11 protein-coding genes are annotated in these 17631 nt (G+C 41.4%); 5 read left to right on the top strand and 6 right to left on the bottom strand.

From position 1 onward, the window contains the following. Positions 1–779: 779 nt before the first annotated feature. Complete coding sequence (locus CPS94_RS07665; RefSeq protein ID WP_112193448.1) at positions 780–7256, top strand: Rib/alpha-like domain-containing protein; 6477 nt, start codon at positions 780–782, stop codon at positions 7254–7256. Between the two features lie 65 nt (positions 7257–7321). Here CPS94_RS07665 and CPS94_RS07660 read toward each other — a convergent pair whose 3' ends face one another. The 5 genes from CPS94_RS07660 to CPS94_RS07640 form a co-directional block, all read right to left on the bottom strand. Then, positions 7322–8299, bottom strand: coding sequence for a LacI family DNA-binding transcriptional regulator (locus tag CPS94_RS07660; RefSeq protein WP_112193446.1), 978 nt, complete (start codon positions 8297–8299; stop codon positions 7322–7324). A 42-nt stretch (positions 8300–8341) separates the two neighbouring features. Beyond that, positions 8342–9742: a glycoside hydrolase family 32 protein gene (locus tag CPS94_RS07655; protein WP_112286460.1), complete on the bottom strand. Its 1401-nt coding sequence runs from the start codon at positions 9740–9742 to the stop codon at positions 8342–8344. Between the two features lie 19 nt (positions 9743–9761). After that, positions 9762–11039 carry an MFS transporter gene (locus tag CPS94_RS07650; RefSeq protein WP_112286459.1) on the bottom strand — a complete coding sequence of 426 codons (1278 nt, stop codon included), beginning with the start codon at positions 11037–11039 and terminating at the stop codon, positions 9762–9764. Positions 11040–11192: 153 nt separating this feature from the next. After that, positions 11193–11759 (bottom strand): GNAT family N-acetyltransferase, encoded by a 567-nt coding sequence (locus CPS94_RS07645; protein WP_112286458.1) that lies wholly within the window; start codon positions 11757–11759, stop codon positions 11193–11195. Further along, positions 11756–12364, bottom strand: coding sequence for a sugar O-acetyltransferase (locus CPS94_RS07640; protein ID WP_112286457.1), 609 nt, complete (start codon positions 12362–12364; stop codon positions 11756–11758). The genes CPS94_RS07645 and CPS94_RS07640 overlap by 4 nt, the downstream gene beginning before the upstream one ends. A 409-nt stretch (positions 12365–12773) precedes the next feature. Here CPS94_RS07640 and CPS94_RS07635 point away from each other — a divergent pair, with 409 nt between their 5' ends. The 4 genes from CPS94_RS07635 (at position 12774) to CPS94_RS07620 (ending at position 16503) form a co-directional block, all read left to right on the top strand. After that, entirely contained in the window at positions 12774–14084 is a 1311-nt protein-coding gene (locus CPS94_RS07635; RefSeq protein WP_369947016.1) for an MFS transporter, read from the top strand. Positions 14085–14238: 154 nt separating this feature from the next. Then, on the top strand, positions 14239–15381 hold the full coding sequence (locus CPS94_RS07630) for a DUF3114 domain-containing protein (RefSeq protein ID WP_112286456.1): 1143 nt from the start codon (positions 14239–14241) through the stop codon (positions 15379–15381). Between the two features lie 23 nt (positions 15382–15404). Further along, positions 15405–15761, top strand: coding sequence for a PadR family transcriptional regulator (locus CPS94_RS07625; protein ID WP_112193419.1), 357 nt, complete (start codon positions 15405–15407; stop codon positions 15759–15761). Continuing rightward, positions 15736–16503 (top strand): DUF1129 domain-containing protein, encoded by a 768-nt coding sequence (locus CPS94_RS07620; protein ID WP_112193417.1) that lies wholly within the window; start codon positions 15736–15738, stop codon positions 16501–16503. The genes CPS94_RS07625 and CPS94_RS07620 overlap by 26 nt, the downstream gene beginning before the upstream one ends. 146 nt (positions 16504–16649) lie before the next feature. Here CPS94_RS07620 and CPS94_RS07615 read toward each other — a convergent pair whose 3' ends face one another. Then, positions 16650–17399 carry a macro domain-containing protein gene (locus CPS94_RS07615; protein ID WP_112193415.1) on the bottom strand — a complete coding sequence of 250 codons (750 nt, stop codon included), beginning with the start codon at positions 17397–17399 and terminating at the stop codon, positions 16650–16652. Between the last annotated feature and the right edge of the window lie 232 nt (positions 17400–17631).

Raw genomic sequence — 17631 nt, 5'->3', positions numbered from 1 at the left:
TCTATTATTAAATGATCAGTTGATAGAAAAAATAAATAACTCTGTATTAAAAGTCCTTAGTTATGGATAGAGATCCATGACTAAGGACTTTTGTGTCTTTATTCTGATCTTTGGGTTAGCTTTTGATTTTAAAATTTAATATAAAACAATATATGATTTGTGCAGTCGAACCGACTATAAATCATCAACAAAATGTAGAAACAGAAAGTAAAACTGATGCTTTAAAACAAATGCACAGATGGTAAAGTTACTGAATGTACTAAAACAGGCACCTATGCTTTATCAAGAATTGGGTAGTTATATCCTATCACCGATCCAAATAAAGATACACCAGTACCATATGAAAAGATAGTTCACCAGAGAAAAGCGAGTCAAACAAGAATACCATAAGAAGTTTTGACTTAAACTGATTATATACGACAAATACCGATCGCTTTAGGATCACCTGTTTATCAGAAAAAAGAAGATAAAGAATAGCGTAGCAGTGTTATAAAGAGTTTTATGAAGATAGCTTGAGCTTATTTGGGTGGTACTTTTTTTCTTATGGAGCTCAATAATTACATAGTGTTAGGTTTGCCTGTAGAGCCTATTTTCACGATAAATAATAAATTTATAAATATTTAATGTTTTATACAAACTACTAATTGTTGTATAAAATAATTTTTATAGAACAAAACGACAATTATGTGGTTTAAAGAGTTGTTTTGTCTTAATAAAAGTTTTATAACAAAGCTGAGCAGGATCGTATAGGGGGAGTATCTATAAAGGTAGGGAAAAATATGTTATCAAAAAACAATACAAATCTTTATTCAGCTAAATTAGCACCGAAACATCAGAAATTTGCGATCAAAAAGTTTACAGTTGGGGTGGCATCAGTCCTTATTGGGACAACATTTGCCTTCTATACTGCACCTAATGTTTTGGCCGATCTATCAGATGCCCAAAGTGATCCAGTAACGACTAAAGATCAAACCAATGCTTCAGCCTCAAAAGAGCAAGCATCACGAAAAGATGCGACATCTTCAGTAGATAAAACACCAGCAGAGCAAGCTCCTGTAGTTAAACAGCCTACTGAGCCAGAGCAAACTTCTCAAACTCCAAGTCAAGATGCTAGTCATGTAACTGATATGGCACAATTAAAAACTGCGCTAAATGACAGAAATGTAGCCGAGATCGTATTAGATAAGGATGTTACTAATGACACGGATAAATATGTAAATGTTGATCAGGCTAAAGTCGCGCGTAAAGTGACTGTTTGGGGGTCTAAAGTAGATGATAAGACAACGACGCTAAACTTAGGTGATCAATCACTATATTTTTACAATAAGACAGAAGATGCTGAACATAAGTGGGATCTGACATTTAAAAATCTAAATGTGACGACCAATGATCCCCATGGATATGGTGTTGTAAGTTTTCAAAATAATGGTAAAAATGCCAATGTTACCTTTGATAATGTCAAAGCAGGAGGCAATGGGGTCTTGGCCTATGCACCTAATGCAACGGTAAATTTGCATGATGTAAGTGTGACTCCAAGCTATGTTGAAAGTTCACCTACTGCCAATTTAACAGCCGATAAAGTTGATCTTAGTGGTAATGTTGACCTGAATGCTGAGGTAAATAATAGTTATACAGCAAAAAATATTGAGGCAGGTGGTCAAGTTACGGTTAAAAGTGGGGCTAATGTAGTTTTGACGACCACTAACTCCAATAGCAATCGGTTACAAAATTTGACAGCCGGTTCATTGAACGTTGAAAAAGGAGCTAAGTTAACGGTCAGATCAAAGACGACAGCTTCAAATGTCAAAGTCCCTTCATCTGCTTCTTGGAGCGGCCTAGTAGATAATTCAAGTGCAGTCTATGTGACGAAAGGAAATGCTAAAGTTGATGGTGAGTTGAAAGTTGAGCCGTTTACTAAAGATAAAAAGTCGACTAGTGTGGTCGGAGCTGTTGTTTTAGGGGCTTCTGGCAATGAGGAAAATAATCTTGTAGTGGGATCGACAGGTAAATTAGTTGTTGATGCGACACAAGCGCCTAATACCCGTGGCGTTTATTTTACGCATAATAATCATGATTTTGGCCTACAACCAGGAGGTCAAGCAGTATTTAAGATGGGACATGGCGTTTCGAACGCTGTCTTTAATCCAGATAATCTGATCTTAAATGAAGGTTCTAAATTAGTTGTTGAGACTTATCAAGATAACAATGGGGTGACCAATGTAGGTTTTGATGATACTGGCGCAGGTGCTCATTCAGGTGTGATCACATTAAACTTAAATAGCAGCGATCATTCTAACAATTCTTATGTGACAGTTGGAAATATTCATGGAAATTTGACGGTTAAGCAAGATGCGCTTTTAAAAGTTGTACGTAAGGTAGATGAGACTAGTCAGCAAGCTGCAACGCCGGTATTATCTTTTGGGGGAACTGGAATAAATAATGGAACAAGTATATTAAATGTCGATTATGGTTCGGTAGTGCTAGAAGATGCGCTCCAAAAAGATAGTTTAGCACATTCCAATTTGAATTATTATTCATACTTAGGGATCAATAATAATGAACACTCACCGATATATCCATTGGGGATGGTATCGATGTGGGGAACAAGTTCGACCGATCGAGTGAATTTAGTGGCACCAAAGCTTTTTAAGATGGTGCGTACGGGTGAGCAAAAAGGGATGCTCTTTCGGTTAGAAGCTGAGGATAATAAAATAATGTTAACTACTGACGAAGGAAAAAGTGTACCAGTAAAATACGGAACTTTAGGCAATGTCAAATATAACAATGGTCTAGTTTCGCAGGCTAAAGATTATCGGTGGGATCTGACTCATTTGAAATCAGTCAATTGGTTTGGCGATTTCTCGATGAATTATCTCAATAAAAATCAAACAGGGACACCATTTGGCTTGTCTCCAACAGCAAGTGTCAGCTTCAAACAAGAAACGCCTCAAGCTGCTAAAGATGATTTCAATAACTATTTTAACTGGTGGAGTTCTACGAATTTAGAGCTTGGTACTGATCTCAATGGTTTTCATCCATTTTATAGACCTTTAGTAGTTTTACAAAATGAAGTCCAAAGTGAAAAAGTATCATACCCTGAGCATGAAAACCCTGGTGATGTGACTTATAAAGTAGGTGCAACAGATGGCGACTGGGTGAAAGTCGATGCAACAGGGACTTTATCAGTAACGCCAAATGCTACAACTAGTGTGGGGATGCATAATGTGCCGGTCGAAGTTAGTTTTGCTAGTGGTCAAAAAGTAGTCGTTTATGCCCCAGTAACAGTACTAGATAGCAATTCTAAAGCAGTATTTAATGGTGAAAATGTATTGCTTGGTGAGGGGCGCCCTGTATTTACACATAAAGCCAGCAATAAAGCATTAGTTCCAGCTCCAATGCAAGCATTAAATAAATTAGTTGTTTATACTAAAGATCTAAAAACAGGGAAATATTTGCCAAGTGCAGTTTATCTTCCAGATAAAGCAGGCGAGTTTACTGATGAAGCTACAGGTAAGGCTTTAGTAGGTGTTAAAGTAACTTGGAAACAAGTACCGTCCCCTTTGGTTGCTCAAGATAGCTCTAATACAGGAACTGAATCACTGCCAGCAGTGGTCAATGTAGCAAATGATCTGGTCGATTTTCCAAAAGGAGGTCGTTTCCCTGATCTGGGTGAACTACCGGTAATGATGACAATGTATGGTGCTAGTGCTAAAAATGATGTCCAGGCAACTAGTGGGCTAGAGAAGACGTTACCTAATGCAAGTGATGTTGTTCAAACTGAGGAGCTTACACCAGCGCATCATGCTGAAGTTGCCAGTGTTGCTTGGAAAACAAAACCTGAGTTAACGCGACCCGATCGCCAAGCTAAAGGGGTGGTCAGTGTTGATTTTGTTGATGGAACAACACTAAACGTTCCTGTTTTAGTGAATGTTGCTCCTAATATGGCTGAATCCAACACACCACAGGGGCAGGAACTGACTACTCCATTAAATCAAGTACCAGAAGCACAAAGGGGGATATCAAATACTTCTGAGCTACCTACAGACACAAAATATAGTTGGAAGGCTCCGTTAGATGTGACAATCCCAGGTACGCGTCAAGCTACAGTAGTGGTAACCTATCCAGATGGAAGCCAAGATGAAGTGCCAGTTAAAGTGGTAGTAAAAGCACCTGGAAAAGTGCCAACAGATGCTGAAAAATATACGCCACAAGGCCAAGAAGTAGAGACAGCCCAAGGTAAGGCCCCAGAAGCTCAGGCAGGAGTGTCCAATAAAGCGGATTTACCAACAGACACGAAGTATAGTTGGAAAGCACCGTTAGACGTGGAAACCCCAGGTCAGCATGAAGGAACAGTAGTGGTAACATATCCAGACGGCAGTCAAGATGAAGTACCAGTTAAGGTAATAGTAAAAGCACCAACAGATGCTGAAAAATATGCACCACAAGGCCAAGAAGTAGAGACAAATCAAGGAAAACAACCAGAAGCTCAAACAGGGGTGTCCAATAAAGCTGATTTACCAACAGACACGAAGTATAGTTGGAAAGCACCATTAAACGTGGAAACTCCAGGAGAGCAAGAAGGCACAGTGGTGGTGACGTATCCAGATGGCAGCCAAGATGAAGTGCCAGTTAAAGTGGTAGTAAAAGCACCTGAAAAAGTTCCAACAGATGCTGAAAAATATACGCCACAAAGTCAAGAAGTAACGACAGCCCAAGGAAAGACACCAGAAGCCCAGGAAGGAGTGTCCAATAAAGCGGATTTACCAACAGACACAAAGTATAGTTGGAAAGCACCGTTAAACGTGGAAACCCCAGGTCAGCATCAAGGAACAGTAGTGGTAACATATCCAGACGGCAGTCAAGATGAAGTGCCAGTTAAAGTGGTAGTAAAAGCACCTGAAAAATCCTTAACAGATGCCGAAAAATACGCACCACAAGGCCAAGAAGTAGAGACAGCCCAAGGAAAGACACCAGAAGCTCAGGCAGGAGTGTCCAATAAAGGCGACTTACCAACAGACACGAAGTACAGTTGGAAAGCGCCATTAGACGTGGAAACCCCAAGAGAGCTTAAAGGTACGGTAGTGGTAACATATCCAGACGGCAGTCAAAATGAAGTACCAGTTAAAGTGGTAGTAAAAGCCCCAACAGATGCCGAAAAATACACACCACAAGGCCAAGAAGTAGAGACAGATCAAGACAAAACTCCAGAAGCTCAGGCAGGAGTGGTCAATAAAGGCGACTTACCAACAGAAACAAAATATAGTTGGAAGGCACCGCTAGACGTAACGACTCCAGGAGAACATGAAGGAACAGTAGTGGTGACATATCCAGATGGCAGTCAAGACGAGGTACCAGTTAAAGTGGTGGTAAAAGCACCAACAGATGCTGAAAAATATACGCCACAAGGCCAAGAAGTAGAGACAGCCCAAGGTAAGGTTCCAGAAGCTCAGGCAGGAGTGGTCAATAAAGGAGACTTACCAACAGGCACGAAGTACAGCTGGAAAGCACCGTTAGACGTGACAACCCCAGGACCTCATGTCGGTACAGTAGTGGTGACGTATCCAGATGGCAGTCAAGACGAAGTGCCAGTTAAAGTGGTGGTAAAAGCACCTGAAAAATCCTTAACAGATGCTGAAAAATATACGCCACAAAGTCAAGAAGTAGAGACAGATCAAGGCAAGGCTCCAGAAGCTCAGGCAGGAGTGGTCAATAAAGGAGACTTACCAACAGGCACGAAGTACAGTTGGAAAGCACCGCTAGACGTAACGACTCCAGGAGAACATGAAGAAAAAGTAGTGGTGACGTATCCAGATGGCAGTCAAGACGAAGTGCCAGTTAAAGTGGTGGTAAAAGCACCTGAAAAATCCTTAACAGATGCTGAAAAATACACGCCACAAGGTCAAGAAGTAGAGACAGCCCAAGGCAAGACTCCAGAGGCTCAATCAGGAGTATCCAATAAGGGCGACTTACCAACAGAAACAAAGTATAGCTGGAAAGCGCCATTAGACGTGGCAACCCCAGGAGAACATGTGGGAACGGTAGTGGTGACATATCCAGATGGCAGTCAAGACGAGATACCAGTTAAAGTGGTAGTAAAAGCACCTGAAAAAGCGTCAACAGATGCCGAAAAATACACGCCACAAAGTCAAGAAGTAACGACAAACACAGGCAAGACCCCCGAAGCAGAAAGTGTTGTGACAAATAAGTCAGACTTACCAACAGGCACAAAGTACAGCTGGAAAACTCCTCTAGATGTAACAACCCCAGGATCTCACAAAGGAACAGTAGTTGTGACCTATCCAGATGGCAGTCAAGACGAGGTACCAGTTAAGGTAACAGTAAAAGCACCAACAGATGCCGAAAAATACACGCCACAAGGTCAAGAAGTAGAGACAGCCCAAGGCAAGAACCCAGAAGCTGAAAGCGTTGTGACAAATAAAGCAGACTTACCAGCAGGCACGAAGTACAGTTGGAGAGCCCCATTAGACGTGACAACCCCAGGATCTCACAAAGGAACAGTAGTTGTGACCTATCCAGATGGCAGTCAAGACGAGGTACCAGTTAAAGTGGTAGTAAAAGCACCTGAAAAAGCGTCAACAGATGCCGAAAAATACACGCCACAAAGTCAAGAAGTAACGACAAACACAGGCAAGACCCCCGAAGCAGAAAGTGTTGTGACAAATAAGTCAGATTTGCCAACAGGCACAAAGTACAGTTGGAAGGCACCGTTAGACGTAACAACCCCAGGAGAACACGAAGGAACAGTAGTGGTGACCTATCCAGATGGCAGTCAAGACGAGGTACCAGTTAAAGTGGTAGTAAAAGCACCTGAAAAAGCCTTAACAGATGCCGAAAAATACACGCCACAAAGTCAAGAAGTAGAGACAGCCCAAGGCAAGACCCCCGAAGCTGAAAGCGTTGTGACAAATAAAGCAGACTTACCAGCAGGCACGAAGTACAGTTGGAAAGCACCGCTAGACGTAATGACTCCAGGAGTGCACGAAGGGACAGTAGTTGTGACCTATCCAGATGGCAGCCAAGACGAAGTACCAGTCAAGGTAGTTGTGGATGGTGCAGGCACAACAGCTGATAAACGCAAAGAACAAACGCAAACTAAAGGTACCAACAAAAATGTCTTACCACAAACTGGCGAAAAGGACACGGTCGTTCAAGCTTGGTTCGGAGTACTTATCTCTTTACTAGCAGGTATGCTGGGAGCTAAAACTTTAAACAAGAAACATTTCCAAGATAAATAAAGCAATGATCAACAAAAAGCCGAGACTAGATATAGCTTATATGCTACTAGTCTCGGCTTTTTTGTTTAACCAGTGATGCCTTTGTGTAAAGTTACAGGCAAGATATATTCAGTGTCAGTTGGCTCATTATTTAAGCGTTGCTTGAGCACGGTGATCGCTGTTTGAGCGATCTGTTCGAGCGGTTGGACGACTGTAGTAAGCCCAGGTAAGATGTTTTGAATTATCTGAGTTCCATCGTAGCCGACGAGCAATAGGTCTTTAGGGACATGCAGGCCTTGCTCTAGTGCAACTTGCATGATCAGGGCGGCATCAACATCATTTGAGGCAAAAATAGCATCAAGATCGGGGTGATCTTTAAAGATCTGAGTAAAGATCTTTTTTTTCTCGATATAGGGGATATTAAAATCAACGGTTACTGTGATCGGCGTTAAACCATAAGCCTTTATCGTATCTTCATAAGCTAAACGGCGCCGCTTGGTAGGTGACTCTAATTCGATCGGACCATTTGTATGGATGATCTTTTTAGCTCCTTGGTTGATCAGATGTGTCGTAGCTAAGACGCCCCCGTTATAGTTGTCTGATTCGATCACAGGAATATCTTGATTCATATTACGGTCGATCGCAACAACTGGTAGGTGAGAGTAATTATATTCTTTGATCCCGCGATTATGGGTCCCAACGATCAAACCATCGACTTGTTTAGTCAGTAATTGGTTTAAATAGTGTGCTTCTTTTTTAGGATCATTCATCGAATTACCGATCAAAACTTTGAACCCCTCGTTATAAAGCCTTTTTTCAAGCTCGGCACTTAATTCACCAAAAAAAGGATTAGCGATCGTTGGGAAAAGAAGCCCAATGATGCGTGTTTGCTTTTTGTATAATTGACGTGCGACTACATTTGGCTGGTAGTTTAGCTCTTTTACGGCTTGATAAACACGGTCGATCGTTTCTTGGCTCAGATAGCCACGGTTATTTAGGACTCGTGAGACTGTCGTTTTAGATACATTGGCCAATTTGGCGACATCTTCTAATTTTGGGCGCATGTCTTCGCCTCCTTTGCGATCTATTTTAACAAACTTTTAGGCTCAGTGTTTATCAAAAGTGATCGCCTTACCTAAACGATAGAGCTGCATACCACATTTGGCTCTCGTATCTAGCCAGACTTCAGGTGTTTTCTCAAAATAAAAGCGTTCAGTAAAAACGGCTTCTCCATCATTGATAAAGATCTCAAGTGAGCTAGTATCGATAAAGAGTTGTAATTTGAGCTTACTTTTTGAAGTGATCGTAGCGTAGCGTTTATCTCCATTTTCAAGGATAAAAGTTTGCGTCTTTTGGTCAAAAGAAAGCTTTATTTGAGCACTTGTCTTGGGATCATTTAAGGTGAGACTAAAATCAGCAGAGTCAAGTGTTAGCTCGAGCTCGGCTTGTTTTTCACCTTCACAGAGCAAAGTTTTTTGCGTCAAATTTTTATCCCAGGTGGCAAGTTTGGCAGTTCGCAATTGACTTAGTTCTTTGATCGGACGCATGTAAAGTTTGTCATCCTTTAAAATTAATTCACGTGGTAAAGTCAAAGCTCCGGCCCAACCGTCAGCCTTTTCAGGAAAGTCACTTTCCCACATATCCATCCAACCAAAGACTAAGCGCCGGCCATCTGGGGCAAGCATCGTTTGAGTCGCATAAAAATCATGTCCGTGATCAAGTTCGGTGAATGATCCATGACTAAAGCTATTTTTTTGATAGTTATATTCTCCGACAAAATAACCTGTTTGGAATAAATTAAGGTATTTTTGCCCGTCAGCTTCGATTCCTTGCGGTGAAAGTAGTAAAACATCTTTACCTGCTAGTTCAAAAAAGTCGGGGCATTCCCACATATAGCCTTCAGTTGCTAGTGCCTTAGCTTTAGTGATCGCACCTAGGTATTGCCAGTCTTTTAGATCTTTGGAACGGTAAGTGATCACACGACCGTGCCCATCTTTACCTTGACTGCCTAGGATCATGTAGTAAAAGTCATCTTTTTGCCAAACTTTTGGATCGCGAAAATGGTGGGTGTTATCAGTTGGCGGCAAGGCAATGATCGGGTTATTTTCATATTTAGTAAAATTGATCCCATCAGTACTATAAGCAAGATCTTGCGTTTGCCAAAAGTGATCAGGATCACCATCATCATAGTAATGATGCCCCGTGTAGATAAGATATAAGACATCATCTTTAACAATCGCACTGCCAGAAAAGCAGCCATCTTCATCGGCTTTTGTATCTGGAGCGATCGCGATCGGTAAGCTTTCCCAATGGACTAGATCTTTACTTCGGGCATGGCCCCAATGCATTGGGCCCCAATCAGCTGAATAAGGGTGATATTGATAAAAGATGTGGTAGTATCCTTTGTAGTAACAAAAGCCATTTGGGTCATTGATCCAACCAGCAGGGGCACTGACATGGTAGCCTAAACGGTAGCGGTCGTTAGTTAATTCGATCATTTTTTTCATAATATAAAAGTCTCCTTTATTATTTTTCTAAGGGTTGACCATTGACAAATTCGTTATCTTTTTTGATGATAAAGAAACCATAGATCCCAGTGAGCAATACGATCAAGGCAATGATCTTGAAAGTCATACTGTAGCCCATGTTATCGCGCAAGATCCCAAGTGGTGTCGATAAGATGACTTGTCCTACTTGAGCAGCGATCTGAAAACCGATCATATAAAGCGTTGCTGATAGTTTGGTGTCAAAATGCAATGTGAAGTATCGAAAGATCGAGAGCACAAAGAGTGGAACTTCAAGCGAATGTAGCATCTTAACGCCAGAGATCACGATCGGATCAGTGATAAAGCCACAAAGTCCGATCCGTAAACACATGATCGCTGTTCCTAGTAAAAGGGTCTTTCTGACACCGATCTTTTTCATGAGAAGTGGAACTAAGCCTAACATCAAAGCCTCGACGAAAACTTGGATACTGTTCAAAGTCCCATAAGTTTTTTGGCCAACAGCATTGGATGAAAAGAGACTAGTATAAAATTCAGGAAACATTTGTTGGTCAAAAACGTTATAAAAAGTCCAAGAAAACATCACAAAGAAGATGATCTGCCAGAGAACTTTGATCTTTAAGAGCCCCACCATGTCCTTTAACTTTGGCGTTGCATCGTCGCTTTTTAATTCATCGATCGCTTTTAAAGCAGCCCGTTCTTCTTTGGGGCGCCAGAATAAGAGATCTAACAGTAAGCAGATCCCGATAAGTGAACCGCCGATGAAGTTTAGCCGAGGGTCTTTGACAAAGAGAAAGCCAGCAAGTAAGGCTGAGATCGCATATCCAAATGAGCCCCAAGCCCGTGCTTGACCATAAGCAAAACCAAAAACACGCGAAAAACGTTCAGTGGTTGCTTCTAAGACACCGACTGCCGAAAGATAAGCAGCCGATAAAAAGATCGCTCCGACCCAAGCACCTACGATAAAATGACTTTGAAGCAAAGGGGCATAAATAAAGATGAAAAAAGGAGCGGTCAAAGTTGCTAAAATAGCGTTAAAGATCAATAAATGCCGTTTGATAAATAATTTATCTTGGATCGTCCCGTAAAGAAACATCAAAACTAAACTAGCGATCGAATTGATCGAAAAGATCGTTCCGACAGCACTACCTGAGAGTCCTAGACCATTGTGCTCAGATGTTAACCACAATTGGAAAAAACTCCACCAAATACCCCATGAAGCAAAGAATAAGAGCATCGTAGTCGAACTTTGTAGATATGATGGATTTTTGAGTTCACGTAGTTTACGTTGTAAGTCCATAACTTTTTTCCCTCCAAATATTTTATTTGTGTTAACCGGTTGACATATTGTTGTTAGCGCTTTCTTGTATATTTAAGTTATACCATGCTATCTTTGTTTATGTCAACCGGTTAACATAAACTTAAAAAATAGAGCTACTGCAATGTGGTAGCTCTATCTTTGGTGCTTATTTGCTAAATACTGTTCTCTAGTGATGACCCAGATCTTGACATCAGTAGGGGAAAAATTATGTGTGATGTAGTTTGGAAAGATCTCTACTGGACGCATTCCGATCTTTTCTAAGACTCGACCACTATTAGGATTTTTTGTTGCATGGACCGCATGGACTTGGGCTAAGTTGAGCTCATCAAAAGCCAAGGCTAACAAAGTACGGGCAGCTTCTGGGACGAGCCCTTGACCCCAAAAGTTACGGTTGATCACATAACCAAGCTCAGCACTAAATGCAGTCAGATCCATCAAGCTGATCGTCCCGATAAATTTATTTGTATCGCGATAGACGATGCCCCATTTACCCAAGGGAGCTGCCATAAAGTGTGTAGCGATCGCTTCTTTACTCTCATCTAAGGTCTGATGGGTGGGAAAGCTCACCCACTTAGTAACTTGCGGATCACTAGCATATTCATACATATCCTTGGCATCAGCGAGACACACTGGACGTAAAACTAGCCTTTTTGTTTCGAGTTTAGCAGCTTTAGCAAATAAAAGTGGTTGTGGATTCATGAAATATCCCCCCAGTTGATCGGGGATCTTTTAAAATAATATTTGCGATCGTGTTCAGTGATCTGGCGTAAAACACGGCAAGGGACCCCTACAGCAACGACATTTGCCGGCAAGTCTTTAGTAACGACGCTACCAGCACCTACAACAGTATTATCGCCGATCGAAACACCGGGTAAAACGATCACCCCAGCGCCGAGCCAGCAATTTTTACCGATATGGATCGCTTGATTGTATTGATAGTTTTGTTTTCTTAATTCAGGCAAGATCGGGTGCCCAGCAGTTGCTAGTGTCACATTAGGACCAAACATGGTGTGATCACCCACATAGATATGAGTATCATCAACAACGGTCAGATTGAAATTGGCATAGATGTGGTCACCAAAATAACAATGCTTACCGCCAAAATTAGCATGAAAAGGTGGTTCAAGGTAGCAATTAGATCCGATCTTACCAAACATTTTTTGCAGCAAAGCTTGTCGTTTAGCCTGTTCACTAGGGCGGGTCTGGTTGAATTCATATAGCAGTTCTAAACATGCTGTCTGTTTAGCTACGAGTTCTTCATCAGTCGGTAAGTAAAGTTCGCCGGTGTGTAATTTTTCTTGCATTTTTTCACATCCTCAAAAAAATATTTTTTCAAATTATACGCTTTCATGTTAGGAAAAACAAGGAATTACAACATTGTTTTTAAAATTTTAATTAATTTTCTGATTGTGTTTTAATTTAGAGTGTGCTAAACTCTGACTATCAAATTTAAGTGAGGCGAAAAAAGATGAGTACTGTTACCAAACAAATGCAAAACAATAGCATTATTATTATTCGGATCATTTTGTAGGTGGTGCGGATAGTTTGGCCTGTCTGCATCACCGAGATGCAGACAGGAGCAGGCTCGACTTTTGGGCGTAGCGACTGTTTGACAACAATAGTCGCTACGCCTTTTTTGTGACTTAAATCAAAAAAGGGGGACAGAGCAGATATTAGAAGTACAGATCACATACTAAAGGGGAGGAATTGATCATGATGGAATCAGAATCGAAATTGTCAGAAACAGAAGTTGTTAGAAGTTCAGTCAAGACAGTGATCTTGGCTTCGATGATCGGAACAGCCGTTGAATTTTTTGATTTTTATGCGTATGGAACAGCTGCGGCAGCGTATTTCCCTAAAGTCTTTTTTCCACAGATGACGCCATTGCTGGCGACGGTCTTGAGTTTATTGACATTTGGGGTCGCCTTTGTAGCCCGGCCGGTAGGATCATTTTTATTTGGACACTTTGGGGATAGTTTGGGACGCAAGAAGACCTTGGTGCTATCCATGCTAGTGATGGGCGTCTCAACGATCGCGATCGGCTTTTTGCCAGGTTATAGCAGTGTCGGTGTCTTTGGAGCTTTGTTATTATGTGCTTGTCGTTTTGTGCAAGGTATCGGGCTTGGCGGAGAATGGTCAGGGGCGGTATTAGTTGCAACTGAAAATGCACCAGCTGATAAACGAGCTTTATATGGAGCCTTTCCTGAAGTTGGCGCTCCGATCGGCTTTTTCCTTTGTAACGGGCTGTTCTTTGTGCTTGAAAAAACGTTGAGCGCCCAACAGATGTTAGTCTTTGGCTGGCGGATCCCGTTTTTGGTCTCAGCTGTTTTAGTGGTGATCGGACTTTATGTGCGTCATCATCTGCAAGAGACACCATTATTCCAGCTGGCACAAGAAAATGATACGACAACTAAGACCCCATTGAAGGAATTATTTTCTGATTACTGGAAAGATATCGTCAAAGGAACATTTATCATGGGGGGAACATATGCGATGTTTTATACTTTGACGACATGGTCTTTAGCGTATGCGACGACAGCACTGGGCTTTAGTCATTCGGAGATGTTGTTATTTTTGATGGGAGCGATCGTTGAATTTGCGGTCTTGATCATGACGACTTCGATGTTGGCTGATAAGATCGGACGTAAGAAGGTATTGTTGACTGCAACTGTTGGATTAGTTGTTTTTTCGTTAGTCTTTCCGTATTTTTTAAGCGGTCAGCATAACGTTTTGGGGATGTTTTTATTCTTAGGTGTTGGTTTTGTCATCATGGGAACGCTATATGGACCGGTGGGAGCCGTGTTACCTGAACTTTTCCCGACCAAAGTTCGTTATTCAGGTGCGGGGATCACTTACAATCTAGCTGCAGTTGTGGGCGCTGCAGTAGCACCTTCAGTAACGACGTGGTTGATCGCCAGTTTTGGAGCACATGCAGCGGGACTTTATATGTTTGTCTTAGCGGTCGCCTCTGTTGTAGCTTGGTTGACGACTAAAGAGACAAAAGACGTCGACTATACTAAATAAAGTGTGAAAAAACGATCAGCTCTGTAAAAATAACGGTATCCTACTCATGATGCCTAAATACATGTAAAAAAGTCGGAGGACTTCTCTCCGGCTTTTTTGCGTGAAAAGAAAGTGGATTTCATGATATTGTTACTAAAAAAGCGAAAGGAATGCGATGGAGATGATGACTTTAGAGCAACAATTGTCAAATTTAGCTAAAGAAGGTTGGGATAAGCGCAGTTTACGTTATTATCGGCAAAATTGTCGCCAACAAGCTAACGATACGCTAGCTTGTTGGCAAGAGATCCATCAAGTTGGGACGCCACTATATACCAAGATGTTAAAGCGCTCTTTGTTGCCAGTGCGCTTGAAGATTCAGTTAGTCTTGGATCATTTAGGAACATATGTAGATGAACATAACTTTTTACAACTTGCCCCGATGGCTAAATATCATATTTGGACTGATCTTGCACCATTAGCTGAATTTAATGTGTTTTTTAGAGCATTAGTCTTGCGCTTATATGGAAGAGCGCCTAAAAATAGTCAACCGTTAGCTCAAGAAAACTCTGATCTTGCTCGCCGGTTAAATCTTTTCCGGGGTTATCTCGATCGGCAAGCCATCAGTTATTTACGACAAACATATCCTTTTTTGCCTAATGATTTTTGGCGTTTAGCAGTTTATGCTAAGCGATGTGGCGTGGAGCTGGATTTTGAGACTGGGGCAAATTATCATAATCGGCACTTAGCTAAACAAATTGACTTTGTGCCAGAAAATATGAAGGTGCAACTGGCTAAAAACTCGAGCTACGGGTATTTTTCGCGGCTCAACGATGCCCGAATGGTGGAATTTATCATCAATATCGATACACTGGAGTTTGTCAGTCAGTGGAACGTGATCAAGCAGGAAAAAACAGGGAGATTTTGTTCAGATCCTGAAAAATACCAAGTCTCAGAATTGCGAGCTTTAGCGGATACTGAATCTTTTAATTATGGGATCCCGCATGGAAAAGGGCGCGTGCCATGGCGCTATCGTTATTCGCATGGCAATCTTGATGGGGTCAATCCACTTGAATCTGATCTACGAAAGAAAGCAAAGAAGTTTTGGCGTGCAGATGGTGATGCGAGAAAAAAAGTGAACGGTTACGGCGATCTTGTCAATAGTAATGGTATCGCTGACATTTTATGTTGGCAAAATGTTTCACGTGAAAATCGCTTAGCACTATATCGTGACTACACCAGTTGGTTATATCAGACAAAACGATCATCTACGGGGATATTCCACTATTATGCTTTACATAGTAGCGGAGAAAATATATAATTGGGGCGTAGGGGGATGAGCTGATGAATAATTCACAACTGTTGAAAGGAACGTTGGAGGGCTGTGTCTTATTAGTGATCAGCCAACAAGAGTTTTATGGCTATGAATTAGTCACTAAGTTACAGCAATTAGGATTTTTGGATCTCAGTGCAGGGACAGTCTATCCTCTTTTGCAAAAATTAGAAAGGCAAGGCTATTTAAAAAGTCAGTTACGTGCTTCAAGTGAGGGACCAAGGCGAAAATACTATGACTTAACCACTAGTGGTCAAAGGCAGATCCAAAAATTTATTACCGATTGGCAACAGCTTACGGCGACCGTAACAGCGGTCATCGAACAGACAGGGGGAAGTAAAGATGGAGCCATTGAGCGAAAAAAATAACCAGCTGCGTGAAAAATTAACGCGTGAGAATCGAAAGTATTATGAAAATCTTTTGTTATATTTACGGATAAAAGGTAAAGATGAGCTAGTAACAGAAGCGGTATTGTTAGAGATCTTACAGGATATGCTCGAAGCGCAAGCAAACGGACGATCAGCGCAACAATATTTTGGCGCTGACCCTAAAGCAGCAGCAGATGAACTAGTAACTGAAATAAATAGTGATAAGCAAGCAAACTTAAGAGAAAAATTGAGTCTGAACGTATTTATCTTTTGCTTAATAACATTATTAGCGTTTACGCATACTGAGATCAATGTTATCGCATATATGATCGAGATAGTCGGGATGGTCATCTTACTCAATGTCACGCTTACTTTGCTAGCTATTGATGCTTTCAAGCGTGTTTCGTGGCGGAGCTATTTAGGCGTTGGGGTAGCATTTATGGCCTACGTAGGGGTATTGTTATTGAGTGACTACTTTACGCCAAAAACTTTGATCTATCCTCTTGGGCCCGCAACATTGTGGGGGATCGGGGCGTTATTTGTGATCTATCTGGTGCTATATTTTAAGTGGAACGATCACTTTAGTAGTGGGCTTTTCTACATTGGAGCCTTAGCTTTTGCGGCGACCTTGGTCCATCTACCACTCACAGGTAATATCTTTCAGACACTTTGGGGCCAAGTAAGTTTACTGGTGATGCTTGCACTGATCTTAACAGTCAAAGCATTCAAATTCAAAAAATAAATTTAAACTCTGCCACCTACAAACTTTACTTAAAACTGGTGGCCTAGGGGCTTTGAACAATTGGTAAAGAAAAAAGCGATCTGATAAATAGTCACCAACAACCAAAAAGGAGCTGAGACTCATGAAGTTTCAGTTCCTTTTTTAGTCTAGTTATTTAATAAATAGTGGTAAAGGTTATGATCAATATCTTTGTAAGGGCAAAAAATGATCTTTATTTCGGGACGTTTGGCGTGAAAACTTTCAGTGATATCAAGTGCGATCTGAGCAGCTAAAGGGCTGGGGAAATTTTTATGTCCAGTCCCTAGACTACAAAAAGCGATCGAGTGGAGGTCATTTTCTAACGCTAAAGTCAAAGTAGCTTCATAACAAGTAGCTAGTTGTTGTTGCAGTTCTAAGGTCGGTTCGCCCGTAACTTTAGGTGCTAGTGCATGAATGACGTGTTTTGCTGGTAGATGATGTCCAGCGGTGATCCGAGCTTGGCCAGGCTTTAGCCGAGAGTGTTGCATCAGTAAAGCACATTCTTCACGTAAGCGACTTCCAGCTAGCACGTGGATCTCATTGTCCAAACAGATATGTTCTGGTTCAAAGCAACCAAGCATTTGGTCTGAAGCAGAATTGACGATTGCATCGACTTTTAAACGTGTTAGATCACCCTTTGCCAAATATATTCCAGGTCGATACTCAGTCAGTTCGCTTAATTCAACGTGGCCTCGCTTTTGCCAGATGAGGTCTAACAATTGATCTTCTTGTTGCAAGTAATGTTTGGGTAAGTCTCCTGGCTGGCGTTTAGTTACAAGTTGGCGCCAGTAAGCAAATTGAGCTGAGACATCCGTTGGAAAAGGCCCAGTCGGTGCAAGCTTAGTGATCAATTCGGGTAAGAGTTCGGTGATTTGCATAAAATATATTCACTTCCGTTACAGATTGGCGGTCCTTTTGGATTCAAGCCGTCACTCTATTATAGAAAAAATTTTAAGGCTTTTACAATTGATAGGTCTGAGGTGTTTGAGAATAAAGCTTCTGTGGCAGTTGAGATAATATTTTTTTCTTGATGTTCAAAGTTTTGCTCTCGTCTTCTAATTCTTTGAGCTAAGCTAGTGCTGGCTGTGAAATTTCTAGCGTATTAAATTA

Source organism: Ligilactobacillus murinus (genome assembly GCF_003288115.1).
GTDB lineage: Bacteria > Bacillota > Bacilli > Lactobacillales > Lactobacillaceae > Ligilactobacillus > Ligilactobacillus murinus.
Note: the sequence above shows the minus strand (reverse complement) of the source record. Positions and strands in the feature narration are given on the sequence as shown.

What these genes read in the sequence shown, in the direction of transcription:
- CPS94_RS07635 (WP_369947016.1), top strand. Translation starts at nt 12,774, where the DNA reads ATGATGGAATCAGAATCGAAATTGTCAGAAACAGAAGTTGTTAGAAGT.
- CPS94_RS07620 (WP_112193417.1), top strand. Translation starts at nt 15,736, where the DNA reads ATGGAGCCATTGAGCGAAAAAAATAACCAGCTGCGTGAAAAATTAACG.
- CPS94_RS07615 (WP_112193415.1), bottom strand. Translation starts at nt 17,399, where the DNA reads ATGCAAATCACCGAACTCTTACCCGAATTGATCACTAAGCTTGCACCG.
- CPS94_RS07660 (WP_112193446.1), bottom strand. Translation starts at nt 8,299, where the DNA reads ATGCGCCCAAAATTAGAAGATGTCGCCAAATTGGCCAATGTATCTAAA.
- CPS94_RS07650 (WP_112286459.1), bottom strand. Translation starts at nt 11,039, where the DNA reads ATGGACTTACAACGTAAACTACGTGAACTCAAAAATCCATCATATCTA.
- CPS94_RS07625 (WP_112193419.1), top strand. Translation starts at nt 15,405, where the DNA reads ATGAATAATTCACAACTGTTGAAAGGAACGTTGGAGGGCTGTGTCTTA.
- CPS94_RS07655 (WP_112286460.1), bottom strand. Translation starts at nt 9,742, where the DNA reads ATGAAAAAAATGATCGAATTAACTAACGACCGCTACCGTTTAGGCTAC.
- CPS94_RS07640 (WP_112286457.1), bottom strand. Translation starts at nt 12,364, where the DNA reads ATGCAAGAAAAATTACACACCGGCGAACTTTACTTACCGACTGATGAA.
- CPS94_RS07645 (WP_112286458.1), bottom strand. Translation starts at nt 11,759, where the DNA reads ATGAATCCACAACCACTTTTATTTGCTAAAGCTGCTAAACTCGAAACA.
- CPS94_RS07630 (WP_112286456.1), top strand. Translation starts at nt 14,239, where the DNA reads ATGGAGATGATGACTTTAGAGCAACAATTGTCAAATTTAGCTAAAGAA.
- CPS94_RS07665 (WP_112193448.1), top strand. Translation starts at nt 780, where the DNA reads ATGTTATCAAAAAACAATACAAATCTTTATTCAGCTAAATTAGCACCG.